Genomic DNA, 14,845 nt, shown 5'->3' with positions numbered 1-14,845 from the left:
AACTAAATTCAGACTCAATTTCCCACCATTGCAATTAGCCAGTATAATGCTAGCAATTTTATTGTTAAGTGAGCTATACATGAAAACATTATTTGCCAGCACATCTCGTGGGCTTGAAGAGTTATTAAAAAAAGAGTTAGAACAAATTGGTGCAATTAATTGTAAAATTGCGCAAGGCGGTGTTTATTTTGATGCCGATGAAAAAACGCTATATCAATCATTATTATGGTCACGTTTGGCATCTCGCATTTTACTACCCATTACCGAGTTCGATATCTATAGCGATTTGGATCTGTACTCTTGTGTGTTTAATATTAAATGGCCAGATATTTTTGCTGTTGATAACGCTTTCGTGATTAATTTTGTTGGCGTGAATGAGTTTATTCGTAATAGTCAATATGGTGCGCTAAAGATCAAAGATGCGATTGTTGATCACTTTTTGCGTCATACTAATGAACGTCCTAATGTCGCAAAACAAGATCCCGATATTCGACTTCATGCTTATTTAAATAAAAACCGCGTCACACTATCTTTAGATCTAAGTGGTAATAGTTTACATGAGCGTGGCTACCGCCAACAAACAGGACAAGCTCCACTAAAAGAAAACCTAGCGGCAGCTATTATTATGCGTTCTGGTTGGAAAGCAAATGAACCATTGCTCGATCCGATGTGTGGTTCAGGTACATTACTAATTGAAGCGGCAATGATCGCATCACAAATCCCTCCTGGTTTATATCGTAAACAGTGGGGATTTTTTGCTTGGAAAGGCTTTAACCCGACATTGTGGAACGAATTGCTCTTCACTGCAAAACATAACGTATCTAAAACAAACACACCATTTATCGGTTATGATAATAATGCGACAGTACTTGAACGAGCTAAACAAAATGCTCTCCAAGCAGGTGTGGGGGATTTAATTACTTTTTCGATGCAAGATGTGACACAACTAACCAATCCATTGCCAACTGAAACGGTAGGCATGATCATCAGTAATCCACCTTATGGCGAACGCTTAGAAAGCGAACCTGCGCTTATTGCTTTGCATACGGCACTTGGTCGACAAATCAAACAAAATTTTGGTGGATGGCGATTATCATTATTTAGCGGTGCGCCACAGTTGTTAGATTGCTTACAAATGAGAGCAGAAAGACAATTCAAAGCAAAAAATGGTCCTCTCGACTGTATACAAAAAAATTATGTCATTGCTAAGCGTAATACTGAAGAAGCAATCACAAATTCCACTATGCCGGCTGCGGATTTTGCTAACCGATTACGCAAAAATAAGCAAAAATTAGAAAAGTGGGCAACCCAAGAACAACTAGAATGCTATCGGCTTTATGATGCAGATTTGCCTGAATACAATGTCGCTATCGATCGTTATAAAGATAAAATAGTAATGCAAGAATACGCAGCGCCGAAAAACATCGATCCACAAAAAACTCGCCAACGGCTTTTTGATACTATTAATGCCACCATGTCAGTGCTTGAGCTTACCGCCGATCAGTTAGTATTAAAAACAAGAGAAAAGCAAAAAGGCAAACAGCAATACCAAAAACTAGGACAAAAACAGGACTATTTTTTAGTCCATGAATACCCGATTAATCAGCGCAAAACCGCATTTTGGGTTAATGTGACCGATTATTTAGATACGGGATTGTTTTTAGATCATCGCTTAGCACGAAAAATGATTGGTGAAATGAGTGCAGGCAAAGACTTTTTAAACCTATTTGCCTATACCGGTAGTGCAACGGTTTATGCTGGACTTGGCGGAGCAAAATCAACCACCACGGTCGATATGTCTCGCACCTATTTGGAATGGGCTGATCGTAATTTAAAACAAAACGGTTTAACGGGTAAAAAACATCGATTAATTCAGGCGGATTGTTTGCTCTATTTATCTCAAGCTGATGAGCAATTCGATTTAATTTTTATCGATCCGCCGACATTTTCAAACTCGAAACGGATGAACGATACCTTTGATGTTCAGCGCGATCATCTAAAATTGATGACGGATTTAAAACGTCTGTTAAGACCTAATGGTACTATCATTTTCTCCAACAATAAGCGTGGTTTTAAAATGGATAATATTGGTATGCAAAACTTAGGGCTAATCTATCAAGAAATTACCAATAAAACGCTATCGCTTGATTTTAAACGCAATAAACAAATTCACTGCTGTTTTATTGTAAAACATCAATAAACATAAAACCGCCATAAGGCGGTTAATTTATTAAAAATAAGTTGAAATAAAAAACTTTAATAAAATCAACGTCTTTCCTGAGCGTTTTTTATAACGTTTTAGTCACCTTAAATATTGATAATTTTTATAATTATGAGCACAAACAACGTTTAAGGGAATTTGAACGACTCCTCAAAAAGTTACTTGTTTTATATTTACTTTTTTAGTTATATGCCAATAAATAATGCTAAACCTACCGAACCACAAGCACTGCCGTTTTAGCTCCACGCACAACCCCTGAAGCATTCGATCCTAAAAGATGCGTTGAAATATTAGGACGACGTGAACCTAAAATAATTAAGTCTGGTTTGATTTCGTCAGCTAATGCAAGGATTTCATCTCTTGGATGACCAAATGCAATAGAAAACGATAAATGTTCATGCGGTAAATTAATCGAATTCATTAATTGATGAAGATATTGTTCTGTTTGTACTGTTGCATGATCTTTAAATTCATCAAATCCAAAAGAGTAAGCATTGATAATAGCTGATGAAACAGGCAAAGCATGAAAAAATATTACTTCAGCATTAGACAATCGAGCTAAGCACTCTACATGTGGAATCACTTTTTTAGTTAATTCATCTTCAAGCACATCAATAGGAACCAAAATTTTTTTGTACATAACTCCCTCCTTGCTTTGTTATAGATTCAATTATATATTTAGCGAACCTAAAATAGATTTTACCTAGCTAGTATGATACTCATTTTAACTTTAATCTTTAATTATTTTTTATCCAATTTATGATGGAGATCAACATGAATCGTATTATCTATCAATTTAATATAAAAACCTAGCTAGAGCACATAGTTGATTATTATGGTCATATCGGTTTTAATGCGCATCCTTCAGCTTGGATTTTAAGAGATAATTAAAATGAGAATCATATTAGCCTCGACTTCACCATCACGTAAAAAAGTACTTGAAAAATTAGCTATTCCTTTCGAGTGTGTGCCTCCTATATGTGATGAAACACCACTAGCAGGTGAGTCAGCTAAGCAATTGGTCGTTCGGCTAGCTAAACTTAAAGCCCAATCATTAGCTATGCAGTTTGCTGATAGTTTAATTATTGGCTCTGATCAAGTTGGTGTGTTAGACGGTAATATTGTTTGCAAACCACATACAATTGATAATGCCCGTAAACAGCTTCGACAAAGTAGTGGTAAAGCTTTCTATTTTTATACTGGGATGACAGTAATTAATACCAAAACACAACAACAAATCACCATTTGCGAACCATTTAAAGTGACTTTTCGGCATTTAACTGATTCAGAAATTGATGCCTACATTAGCAAAGAGAAGCCACTACAATGTGCTGGTAGTTTTAAATGTGATGAACTAGGCATCACCCTATTTGATAAACTTGAAGGTGATGACATTAATTCATTAGTTGGATTACCATTATTAAAACTTAATAAAATCATGATCGAAATGGGTTGTAATCCACTTTTAATATAACAATTCAGTTAATAACTAAACCCATTAGTCAATAAATCGTCCAGCTGACATTTTCATAACTTTTTGGCTATAACGGGCAACATCATGATCATGAGTGACAATTAATAACGCTGTACCTTGTTGATGAATTTCAGACAGTAGTTGCATGATTTCAGCTGCGCTTTCTTCATCAAGATCACTGGTTGGTTCATCAGCAATAATGATTTGGGGCTTACAAATCAGTGCTCTCAATATCGCAATACGACGCATTTCACCACCTGACATATGGGCAGGATATGTATCTTGCAGGTGGCTTATTTTGGCCTTTTCAAGCAGACTTTTTGCTTCATTTAGTGGATTTTGATTTGCTCGCTTAGTTAAATAAAAAGGCAGTCGAATATTATCAATTGCGGTTAAATTAGGCAGTAAACTGCTACCTTGAGGGATATAACCAATATGCTGATTACGAAAGGCGGATACTTGCTGATCATTAAGCTCAAACAGATTGGTCTGATTAATGGTAATGTTACCTTGTGTTGGTGTTAATAAGCCTGCAATCATATTTAGTAAAGTGGTTTTACCACTGCCTGATTTTCCCATAATGCAAATAAAGTCATCTTTTGTCATTGAAAAACTAACATTATTCACAGCTGAAAAGATTTGCTGTCCTCTAGTGTAATCTTTACGTAGATTTTTAACATTCAGTAACATTATTCGCCCTCTCTAAGGGTGCTATAAGTATCAAATTTAGTCATTGATAAGGCACTATAAGAACTTGATAAAGGTCCAATAATTAGTGTAAGAATGAAAACAACAATTGCATACAACAGCGCATCAAATAGTGAAATATTCACACACGGTAAACCAATTGACTGGCAGATTAATAGATTAAAGGCGTAAAGTAACACAGCAGCAATCACTATGCCTGTAATTCCACCTAATGCACTAATAATTAAAGATTCACGAAGCAACATTTTAACTAAATCACGACGTGAAGCGCCTAATATTCGTAATAAGCTCATTTCACGCTTACGTTCATTTAAGCTTGAAGAAAATATGACAAAAATCACAATAGTGGCCAAAACCCAAAAAATAGCCGATAAACTATATACAATAGTTGAAAAGCCTGTTAACCATTTTGATATATTACTTAGCATTCCTTTAGTCATAACAAAATCGATATTATAGCCAATAGCATATTTGGGCATAATTTGATTAACAATATCCTTAATTTGATAATTAGGATTGACCTTAATAAAAATCGACGAGGCATAATCAGCAAAATGTTCAACATCCCCTTCAATTAATTTTGCATTTTTCATTAATGATTGGGCTGCTGGCATAGTCATAAAGACAGAGGAATCAAATCCCATACCCGTGCTATCCATTTTAGCAGCTATTTTGAAAGGATGATTAAAGAACATAATTTCATCCCCGACTTGTGAATTAATTTTGGCACCCACTACTACCTGATTGTCAGTTAAAGGCTGAGTCAATTGTGATTGTAGCCATGGTTTTATGACAAAGTCACTCTGCTGTTCAAAGCCGATTAGTTGCACTTTTGTTGTACAACATCCTGCATTTAATGAGGCAATAAATAGCTGAGGTGAAATCGCATCAATCCCTTTGATATCTTTTATTTTATCAATCAAATCAACTTTTAAATAAAAGCTACTCGGTTCACCACGCAATAGGGCAACTTCCATATTTTTTTCATAACCATAAGGTACAATAAGAATATCTGCACCTAATCGATTAGCCATGCCTGAAATGCCAAGACTAAGGTTTTTCATCAATACACTTCCCCCAAACAACGTTGCCGAAAAAAGCATAATGATGATAATCAAACAGCAACTTCTAAACGGTCGCCGCTGAATATTTCGCCATGCCAAATTTGCCATGGTGATCGGTTTTTCGTGCATATTGACTTCCCTGCTTGTTGGATTTAAATATTATCTTTACCTAATATCAGGTAAAGATAAGTATGGTTTTTATTTGCTAACAAAGGCTATCGATTTTTTGTTTTTTTATTTAAATAATAGGTATTAACCACTGCGGCAATAAATAATAAGCCTGATAATAATACTAAGGCGGGTTTAGCACCCATATTACACCGCATCATTTCGTTAGAACAGACACCAATTAGGATCGTTGGAATTGCAGCGGCTAACAACGATATGCAAGCTGTCGCCATGCTTAATCCCATTCGAATAAAAGCCGTACGACTAATCAGTAGTAATGCACCGATGACTATCACTAAACAACCGATCCCTATTTCGGCTCTTGCTGTCCAAAAACATTTCATAATTTTTCCTGTACTAGCATGCATATGTCCACTATGTGCAAGCTCACTACTAGCACCGTTCATTGCACTCATACCATGGCTCATAGTGTCAACGGGTGTCACAATCGCCTCTGGCAATGGGCAAACAGGTAAGATATATAATGGAAACAAAATAATTAATACGCCAATAATAATAAAGATACTTGATGAAATAATACGGTTTTTCATATACGACAACCTTTTGTTGATTAGTTGTTAATTACACGCGCGACTTTGCCGTGCTCCAGTACTACCGTGGTTTGTGCATGTTTCGACACTTCTAGTGAATGAGTAACCACAATGATTGTACTGCCTTCTTCGTGCAGTTGATGTAGTAAGTCCATGACCATCGCTTCATTGCTTTCATCTAAATTACCCGTTGGTTCATCGGCTAAAATTAATTTTGGATAATTAATCAGTGCTCTAGCAATACAAACTCGCTGCTGTTCACCACCCGATAACTGCCTTGGCAAGTGCTTAGCACGAGCAGCAAGCCCAACACGTTCAAGAGCTTGCATGGCTTCTTTTTCGTCGACCATACTATGATAATACTGAGCAACCATGACATTTTCGAGTGCGGTTAAATATGATACTAAGTGAAATTGTTGAAAAATTAAGCCTATTTTGTCTCGGCGGATTTCAGTTAATTCTGGCAAAGAAAGCTGAGTAATATCTTGTCCATCAAAATAAACTGAACCAAGGGAAGGCTTATCCATACAACCAATGATATTCATCAAGGTTGTTTTACCACTACCAGATGGCCCCATAATTGATAGCCATTTACCTTCTTCAACCGCTAAATTCACTTCAGATAGTGCATGTAGTGAACCATAAATTTTAGACACATTATTTACTTCGAGTATATTCATACTTTATATCCTATTCACCTCGCAAAACTAACGCAGGTTCGACTTCTAGTGCTCGTTTTACCGGGATTAAACACGCAATGACCGTAACTATCACAGAGATAATAACTGTGGTTGGAATCAGATAAAGCTCAATAATAATTGAACGGCCAAACACATTGGTACTAATGATTTGTGCAAAAATAAGCCCACAAATTGCCCCAATAATGCCACCAAGGATACCTAAAACGGTCCCTTCAGCTAAAAATTCTTTGGCGATACTTTGGTTATTAGCGCCAATTGCCTTTTTAAGCCCAATTTCCTTACGGCGTTCCATGACAACTGTCATCATTGTTGTGGCCACGCAAATCATAGTTAGTACTAATACCACAAAAGTGACCAAATAAAGTAATGAGGACAATTTACCAAGCACCGATGTTTCAGATTTTGTCACCCATTTGATCAAATGTGGGGTTATTGTAGTGGATTGTTGTTTGATGTTTTGAATATACTGATTTAACTCCGCTTCAGTCGCCGTAATGCTTACTTCAACCACTTCGGCTTGTTCATTTTCTTCTAATAGTTTTTCTAAATCATGTAGATCAATAAAAATAAAACCATCTTCTGCTCGTCCTGTTTTAACAATTCCGGTTATTTTTAGATCCTCATCAAAACGTGAATTTTGTTTAGATTTACCTGAAATTGGCATAGTACCACCAACGCTTAACTTAGCAAAATTAGCTATATCTGTACCAATCATTATTTCATGTGGATTTTGTGGCAATGCACCTTCAATGTGCCAATAAGGGCTGGTTTTGGTTACTTGTTTAAAGTCAGTACCCACAATAGTATAAGGGTGCTGATTACTGCGAATCGACTCATAACGAAAAGGTGTCACGCCAAGTAATTTATCTTTTGGTAAAAAACTCACAGCTTTATTAACATCCGTCATTGCTACCGTTGGCTGATTATTAGCAGGCAACAACAGAAGATTAGCACCATAGGAACGAAATTCTTGTCCCATTTGCCGTGGAATATCATAACAAAGTGTGATCATACCAAGAAGTACTGTCGCACCAATAGCTACACCAAGCAAAGCAACAGCAATGCGAGACCGACGACGGATAAGTGAACTTAACACGGTTTTAATTATAAAGCGTCTATTTTTATTAATCATGAGACTTCCTTTCACCTTATCGACCATGTAATACATCAGTTGGGCGTAAAAACATCATCATCCGAAGTGCAGGTAAACTACCCAAGAGTGTAATTAAAAAGACCATTATTATGGTTAATGGAATAATCAACATTTTGGGTTCGACAAACGATCCAAATACTGTATAACCAATCACTTGAGCAAAACCAATCCCGATAAAATATCCCAAAATTCCACCTAAAAAGGCAATAATAAATAGTTCACTAAAAATGAGCAAAGATACTGCCATATTTGTTGCGCCTAGTGCTTTTAATAAACCAATTTCGGTACTACGCTCTATAACGTTCGCAGTCACTAAATTGGAAATTGCTAACGCCGAACAAATCAATGACAAAACGGTTAGTAATAACATTAGTAATTGTGTTTTTTGTAAAATAGAACCTTCAGATTCAGCCACTTGCATAATGGCTTTAACTCTAACATCAGGCATTAATTCTTCAAGTTGATAAGCGATCGAGCTAATATAAGCTGTGCAATACCATGTATCCCACTCTGTTCTAGATAAACTATTCGGATCCTGTGCTGCTTTGCGCGCTAATTCATTTTCGGGAGTGGTTAATGCGCTCACCTCAACACGTTCAACTAGTCCATTTTTATCGGCAAGATCTTGTGCAACAGGTAAGGAAACATAAATTTGAGCATCTTCAACGCCCCCACTATGAAAAATATTATTTATTGTGAGCGTGAGTTTTTTATTTGTGTGCGTTGAAATAATATCTATTTTATCACCTAGTTTTAAATTCCACTGTTTTGCAACAGTTTCACCCACCATCGCACCTTGCACATTGTCATCTGTCATGGTCTTACCGTCAATGGTCCACCATGATTTCATAGCCAACATACCCGTATCAACCTGATCGCCTGTTGGAATATTAAGATGTTTATTAAACCAAGTACCCACCACAGTAATTGGTTTATCATGAAATGTCGCTTGAGTTGTTAGGAAAGGCGCAAAATCAACAATATTATAAGCCCAAAAGATCATCTTAATTTTGACAAGTTCATCTTCTTTAATATACTGCACAGCTTGCCCACTATCATTGTTATCAAGCTGGTACATTTCATTAATGACAGCACTACCACGAGGAACGATATTAAGATTAGCACCATAGGCTTTTAGCTCTTGATTAACTTTATCACCTACGTCAAACATTACATTTAGCATAGCAGTAGCAAGCGAAACACCTAAAGCAACGGTTAAAGCAATAAGAAAGAGTTTCTTTTTTTGGCGAACTAATACACTGAGTAACATTCTGCGAAACATAATCTATTCCTTTTAATTCGCTTTTATTTAAAACGGCTTTTTTCTGCTTCAAGATTTGCAGGACGGATCACCATATTACCATCAATAATTTCATACTTAAGTGGCACAGGATTACACCCACCAGAAAACCCAATAGTTGCAATATTCATTACCACATCACACAAAATACAAACCACTTGATCACCACGTTGATAGTAACCGCTTGCACCACAAATATCACAAGCATCAAAACCAACACCATAAGCATTTTCACTTTTTTTAATAACAATAAAACGAACCAATGTACCATCCGTGGCTTGATAGCCATAGCGGTGTAAATTGCCGTCGTTTACTTTATCAAGGGGAATAACAATTAAATTATCGGCATTGGGTGTTACTGGCTCAGCAGGTGTGAGCTCTACTCCTTTTTCAAAAATATAGCGAGCGCGAGTTACGGTATAAGCGGTTATCGCTGTACCAGCCATAATCATTAAAGCACATCGTCTATCGCTGCGTAATTGTGCTTTAAGTTTGCGAATTTGAGCAGGATTACTACCGACCAACGAGATTGTTTTCGATTTGACGTATAAAACAATAGCTAAAAAAAGCACAATAGCGATAAATATAAAAGTAAAAAAGTTAACATGACCAAGGATAAAAATAACCAGTTTCATCATCCATGGTTGCGATGAAATAAAACGCCTAACAATTAAAATTTGTAAAATATTAATACTATTTTGCAGGGTAAAAATAACAATCGACAGTGAAGTAATGACAAACACAAATTGAGCTGATAATCGACCACAAGTACGATAAACAAATAACCCCGTCAACAAAACTACCAGCAGAGCAATTCCATAGCCTACCCACTTAAACAAGTAATCATGATTAAAAATGGAATCCATACCAACTGCAAATTCGAATGGATAAAGCATTAAATTAGGTAAAAACTGGGCACTTATCAAACCAATACTAAGCACAAATAGCAGTATAAAAAAGAATTTAGCTGTTCGGCTATGAGTCGATTTTTGTAAGTAAATAACAATAATAAGCGGTATAGCAATAATAACCCAAGGTATAATTACGCCTAAATCATAAAATTCACGAACAGCAAAACCTGTATTACGTTTTAAAACGGCATAGATCAATGCTGCAATAAATCCCACAATAAAACCGAATAAAATAATTTTTTTACTGTAATTAGGTATTGATTTGACAATCGTTGCACTAAGTAGTGCCATTATCATGGCTGGAACGAAAGTGTTATCGGTAATATTGATAAGGTATTGAAGCATATTTATTGCCTAGTGATTACAAATGCTATTGGTGAGCACAATGCTCACCACAATTGACTATTAATTATTGAAATATAATTATATTTAGTATAAAAAACAATTACCATGCACGTGGAATATAATCAAAGTCCCAAGAAACTTCAATCGGTTTAGTCCAGAAACGACCTTCTACACCTGTTTCTTTATCAACGTGTAATAAATAACCTTGTTTTTCAGGATTTTCAATAATAAAAGTCACTTTATATTTACCCGCCCCTTCTAACTTAATATTGTTACCATAATGAGGACCATCTGATGCACTCATTGGCATAAAGTTACCTTCAAGAACTTTATCACTACCTTCTTTTTTAATTTTGTATTTAACTGTTAAGTAAGGGATAAAATCACCCACGCCATAACCTAAGTTATTACCTTCGGCTGCCGAAATATCTGCTTCAATATGCATATCTGATTTAGATGCAGGTAAACCACCAATTCCAGCCGGTTCCATATCAACAGGTTGGAAATAAACAGCGCCAATATGTAATGGACCAACAGTAACTTCATCACCAATAGGGAACTCTTCGAAACCTTTTTGTTCACCTGGGGCTGGCGCTGCGGCATGAGCAAATGAAGATAATGCCAGTATTGAAGCAATACCTGTTGATAAGAATAATTTTTTCATTGAAAACTCCTTCACTTTGTTTTTAAAGACTTTTTTAATAATTATTTCTAATTATTTAATATTATGAATTTTTTATAATTTATAATTTTTATGACTACGTTTAAATGTGTAATACATAACCGAAAATACCACAACTAACACCATAATTATTTGTGGAATTAATGTTTCGAGCGTTGGATAAATACCTAAAATTTCAACAGAATGAACAAAATCAACTGGAGTAACTGAAATAATATCCGCCTCTTGTAACTCTTTCATTCCACCGCCTGCAAAAGCAATAGCCATAACATACATCAACACACTAGTACCGATAAAAAATGGCTTAATAGGTAATTTCATCGAACCAAAACGGATCACCATAAAAATTACCGCCAAAACAATTGTTCCAACAGCGAGACCATACCAAACCTTATCCATATGATCTTGAGCATCAGCTAACATGGCTTGATAAAACAAAATTGTTTCAGCTCCTTCTCTAAAAACAGCTAAAAAAGCGGCAAAACCTAATGCAAACCGGCTTCCTGATGAAATTGCTGTTTGCACTTTGTCTTGAACATAATTTTTCCATGTTTCGGCCTCGGCTTTAGAAAACATCCAGTTACTAATAAAAAACAACACTATTGTCGCAAGTAACATTGCCGAACCTTCGATAATTTCTTGATTAGCACCACTGATTTTAATTGCAGAACGCAAAGCTATTGCAGCAAGCACACTGGCAAAAACGGCAGCAAGCGAGCTCATGTAAACCACTTTCACCATTGCTATATTTCCAGAACGGACAAGATAAGCCGAAATTGCCGCAATCACTAAAATCGCTTCTAAGCCCTCCCGAAATATAATAATAAATGAAGCAAAGAAAACACTCCAACCACTCTCTTTTTTACCATCTAATTCATTCGCATCTTCGTGTAACATTTTTAAAATTGTATCGATTTCAACACGAACAGCTTTATTCGGAGCTCCACTGCTCATCAAACGTTTGATTTTAGCAAATTGGTATTCGGTATCGGTTCCTCGTTTTCCTGAAATATAAGACATCACCGCACGCTCTACCCCATGCTTTTCATAAAAGCCAAAATAAGCATTATTGACTCGAGCTTTAGCACGCTCAGCATCTTTCATAAAATAGATATCATAAGCATCATTTAAAATTACATCCATTTCATCAACAATGGCGTTCCAACTTTCATATTTTTTTTCCGCCGCATAAGACGATTGAGAAAAAGCCATTAAGCTTAGAACAAGGAAAAAAACAAGTGTCAAAAATCGTTTCATATTCTATTATTACCTGTTATTTTCCTAATAAGAGCATACCAAGTGGCTTACTGCCTTCGGGTAATTGTAGCTCTTGGCTTATGACTTCGGGTTTGATGGAGTGAATATAACGGGCACTTAATTTTAACGCTGCCGCTGCTAAATAAGCATTTTGGCTCATGGCACCAACAGCAGTGTAACTAAAGTTAGTAATCTGTTCTGGATTGATACCAGTAAATGCACTAGCGTCTGACACAAAAATCAACGAATAAGCGGCTCGTCTAGTAAAATTTTGTAAACCAATATCGGCACGTATATCTTTATTATTAATTTCTTTTAGATAATGACCTTCCCATTCATATAAAAAAGTTCCCTTTTCGCTAGCGACATAAATCCGCACATAAGGAGAATTTCCATTAGCCATGGGCACTGTCCAACCGCTTTTGCCTCGGTTTAAACCACTTGCCGCCCAAAGTACAGTTGACAGTTCATTATCAGAAACCTGACCAGCAGGAAAACCGCCTCCAGATGTTGAAGATCGTTTTTTTAAACTTTCAAATAAACTCATACCATCTTTAGTTTGCGGTGTTGGTAATGTGATATCGGCATAACAAAAAGAAAAGCAAAATAAAGATAAAATAATAATGACTTTCCGTACAAAACACGGCATAACAATTCCTAACATTATAAGAATGGGATAGGGATATATTATTGCGAATGACATTAATTATCAATATCAAATAATAACAGTTATCATTTTAAATGTTAGTATCACATATTTTATGTTGTAATTTGTTAAACAAATTAGCCGATATTTTTATTTTTTTATGATTAAGTATATACTTAGGCAAAATTGATTATTGAATAGATTGAGCAACATATTTTATGCCATTATCGACACTGGTTGTTTTACCACTTTTTATTATTACCATTGTTTTTGCTTCGCTTTTTAAACAAAAAAAGTGGCAGCTTTTAAGTATAACGTTATTCACGATATTTATCGTCATGGAGCTCACCTCCATCTACTTTAGTGGTGGATTTATTGATTATCAGTTTTATGTCAATTTAAATATCAATGACATTATAGAAGGCCTATTTATTTTTAAATTACAAGCGCTCTTAGTTATTGTCGTCTTTTTTACACTTATTTTTTTGCTATCAAAACTAGCAAATTGGTGCAAACGTAAATGTCATTTCATTGTTCGTTTATTATTAGCCGTTGTAGCAATCATCTCAATTAGTTATCACAATGGACCATTAAGCCGTTTATACGAAATATATCAAGTCACTAGTGCCCCACGAGAACCATTTGAGCAAGCACTAAAATCACTCAACATGACTAACTACACTAATAAAAATCAGCTTGTTAGTCATCAAGGTAAAAATATTATTGTGTTATCGTTAGAATCGTTTGAACAAGGATTTTTAGATTTTAAAGATATAACGCCCAATTTACAAACGCTTAGCCAAGACTATACTTTTTTCGCTAATATGCCAATGAGCCCTGGTAGTAGCTGGACTACCGCATCAATGTACACCTATATGACTGGCATGCCTTTTTTAATTGGAGGCTACACAACATCACCATTAATGCGTGCAAACGAAACAAACCTCGTTAGTTTGGGGGATGTACTAAAAAAAGCCGGCTACCAAACCCGTTATGTAATAGCAGGACCTGATTTTGCAGGCATTGGGCATACAGTGGATATGCTAGGTATACAAGTCATTTCAGAAAAAAACTACGTTGGGCAATATCCATCTGCACCATTTGGATTATATGACAAAGATATTTTTGACATAGCGAAAAAACAAATTACGCAAATGCGTCAAAACAACCAACCTTTTGCCTTATTTGTGTCAACAATTTCAACCCATGCACCAAATGGATTTGATGATGAAAGAATGAAAACAATTATTTCGCCTAAATCTGATAATATGTCGTTTGTTGCTGCGTCTTTGGATCATAATTTAGGAATTTTTATCAAAAGTTTAAAAGATGAAGGATTATTGGAAAACACCGTATTTTATATTTTTCCAGATCATTTAATGATGGGGTCAGGCACACCGACGATCAATCGCCTGTCACAAAAAGAGCGCAAACTCTACTTATTAACGAATGCTAATACTCAAGATCTACAAAAAACACCTGATCAAACTATTTACCAAATTGATTTGCCTCGTTTGATTTTAAATGGTGCAAAAGTGCAAAGTAATGCCAAGTTTTTGACAGACTATTTAACCGAGCCTAATTTTGATAAAAAACACTTTATTGAGCAAAACAAAGCCAATATTGCAACAATCAATAATTCAGCACAAATATACAAATAGGTC

At 35.6% G+C, this 14,845-nt stretch carries 14 protein-coding genes; 3 read left to right on the top strand and 11 right to left on the bottom strand.

Annotated features, from left to right (window positions below; all coding sequences use genetic code 11):
• Positions 1–79 precede the first annotated feature (79 nt).
• On the top strand, positions 80–2,200 hold the full coding sequence (rlmKL, locus tag GQ589_RS02120) for a bifunctional 23S rRNA (guanine(2069)-N(7))-methyltransferase RlmK/23S rRNA (guanine(2445)-N(2))-methyltransferase RlmL (protein ID WP_160424273.1): 2,121 nt from the start codon (positions 80–82) through the stop codon (positions 2,198–2,200).
• A gap of 232 nt (positions 2,201–2,432) precedes the next feature.
• Here rlmKL and GQ589_RS02115 read toward each other — a convergent pair whose 3' ends face one another.
• Positions 2,433–2,861, bottom strand: a complete 429-nt coding sequence (locus tag GQ589_RS02115; protein WP_160424271.1) for a universal stress protein — start codon at positions 2,859–2,861, stop codon at positions 2,433–2,435.
• Between the two features lie 252 nt (positions 2,862–3,113).
• On the opposite strand from GQ589_RS02115, the gene GQ589_RS02110 reads away from it, so the two are divergent.
• A complete protein-coding gene (locus GQ589_RS02110) occupies positions 3,114–3,695 on the top strand; it encodes a nucleoside triphosphate pyrophosphatase (RefSeq protein ID WP_160411395.1) in 582 nt (193 codons plus the stop codon).
• 24 nt (positions 3,696–3,719) lie between these two features.
• Here the strand turns inward: GQ589_RS02110 and GQ589_RS02105 are convergent, their stop codons facing one another.
• The 10 genes from GQ589_RS02105 to GQ589_RS02060 all read right to left on the bottom strand — a co-directional run bounded on the left by GQ589_RS02105 (position 3,720) and on the right by GQ589_RS02060 (position 13,184).
• The gene (locus GQ589_RS02105; protein WP_160400188.1) at positions 3,720–4,385 is read right to left on the bottom strand and encodes an ABC transporter ATP-binding protein; all 666 of its coding nucleotides are present in this window, start codon (positions 4,383–4,385) and stop codon (positions 3,720–3,722) included.
• Positions 4,385–5,596, bottom strand: a complete 1,212-nt coding sequence (locus tag GQ589_RS02100; RefSeq protein WP_160400189.1) for an ABC transporter permease — start codon at positions 5,594–5,596, stop codon at positions 4,385–4,387. The genes GQ589_RS02105 and GQ589_RS02100 overlap by 1 nt, the downstream gene beginning before the upstream one ends.
• An 86-nt stretch (positions 5,597–5,682) precedes the next feature.
• Positions 5,683–6,186: a DUF4418 family protein gene (locus GQ589_RS02095; RefSeq protein WP_160400190.1), complete on the bottom strand. Its 504-nt coding sequence runs from the start codon at positions 6,184–6,186 to the stop codon at positions 5,683–5,685.
• Between the two features lie 20 nt (positions 6,187–6,206).
• Positions 6,207–6,866 (bottom strand): ABC transporter ATP-binding protein, encoded by a 660-nt coding sequence (locus tag GQ589_RS02090; protein WP_160411396.1) that lies wholly within the window; start codon positions 6,864–6,866, stop codon positions 6,207–6,209.
• Positions 6,867–6,876: 10 nt separating this feature from the next.
• The gene (locus tag GQ589_RS02085; RefSeq protein ID WP_160411397.1) at positions 6,877–8,019 is read right to left on the bottom strand and encodes an FtsX-like permease family protein; all 1,143 of its coding nucleotides are present in this window, start codon (positions 8,017–8,019) and stop codon (positions 6,877–6,879) included.
• Between the two features lie 16 nt (positions 8,020–8,035).
• Positions 8,036–9,322 carry an ABC transporter permease gene (locus tag GQ589_RS02080; protein WP_160424269.1) on the bottom strand — a complete coding sequence of 429 codons (1,287 nt, stop codon included), beginning with the start codon at positions 9,320–9,322 and terminating at the stop codon, positions 8,036–8,038.
• A 23-nt stretch (positions 9,323–9,345) separates the two neighbouring features.
• The gene (locus GQ589_RS02075; protein WP_160424267.1) at positions 9,346–10,596 is read right to left on the bottom strand and encodes a Fe-S-containing protein; all 1,251 of its coding nucleotides are present in this window, start codon (positions 10,594–10,596) and stop codon (positions 9,346–9,348) included.
• Between the two features lie 100 nt (positions 10,597–10,696).
• Positions 10,697–11,260 (bottom strand): iron transporter, encoded by a 564-nt coding sequence (locus GQ589_RS02070; RefSeq protein ID WP_160424265.1) that lies wholly within the window; start codon positions 11,258–11,260, stop codon positions 10,697–10,699.
• 72 nt (positions 11,261–11,332) lie between these two features.
• Positions 11,333–12,535, bottom strand: a complete 1,203-nt coding sequence (locus GQ589_RS02065; protein WP_160424263.1) for an FTR1 family protein — start codon at positions 12,533–12,535, stop codon at positions 11,333–11,335.
• A 16-nt stretch (positions 12,536–12,551) separates the two neighbouring features.
• A complete protein-coding gene (locus GQ589_RS02060; RefSeq protein ID WP_160400197.1) occupies positions 12,552–13,184 on the bottom strand; it encodes a nitroreductase family protein in 633 nt (210 codons plus the stop codon).
• 215 nt (positions 13,185–13,399) lie between these two features.
• Here GQ589_RS02060 and GQ589_RS02055 point away from each other — a divergent pair, with 215 nt between their 5' ends.
• Positions 13,400–14,842 (top strand): LTA synthase family protein, encoded by a 1,443-nt coding sequence (locus tag GQ589_RS02055; protein ID WP_160411401.1) that lies wholly within the window; start codon positions 13,400–13,402, stop codon positions 14,840–14,842.
• The last annotated feature ends 3 nt before the right edge of the window (positions 14,843–14,845 follow it).

This window comes from Gilliamella sp. Pas-s27 (genome assembly GCF_009795865.1).
Taxonomy (GTDB): Bacteria; Pseudomonadota; Gammaproteobacteria; order Enterobacterales; family Orbaceae; genus Gilliamella.
This window is presented reverse-complemented; position numbering and strand designations above follow the sequence as displayed.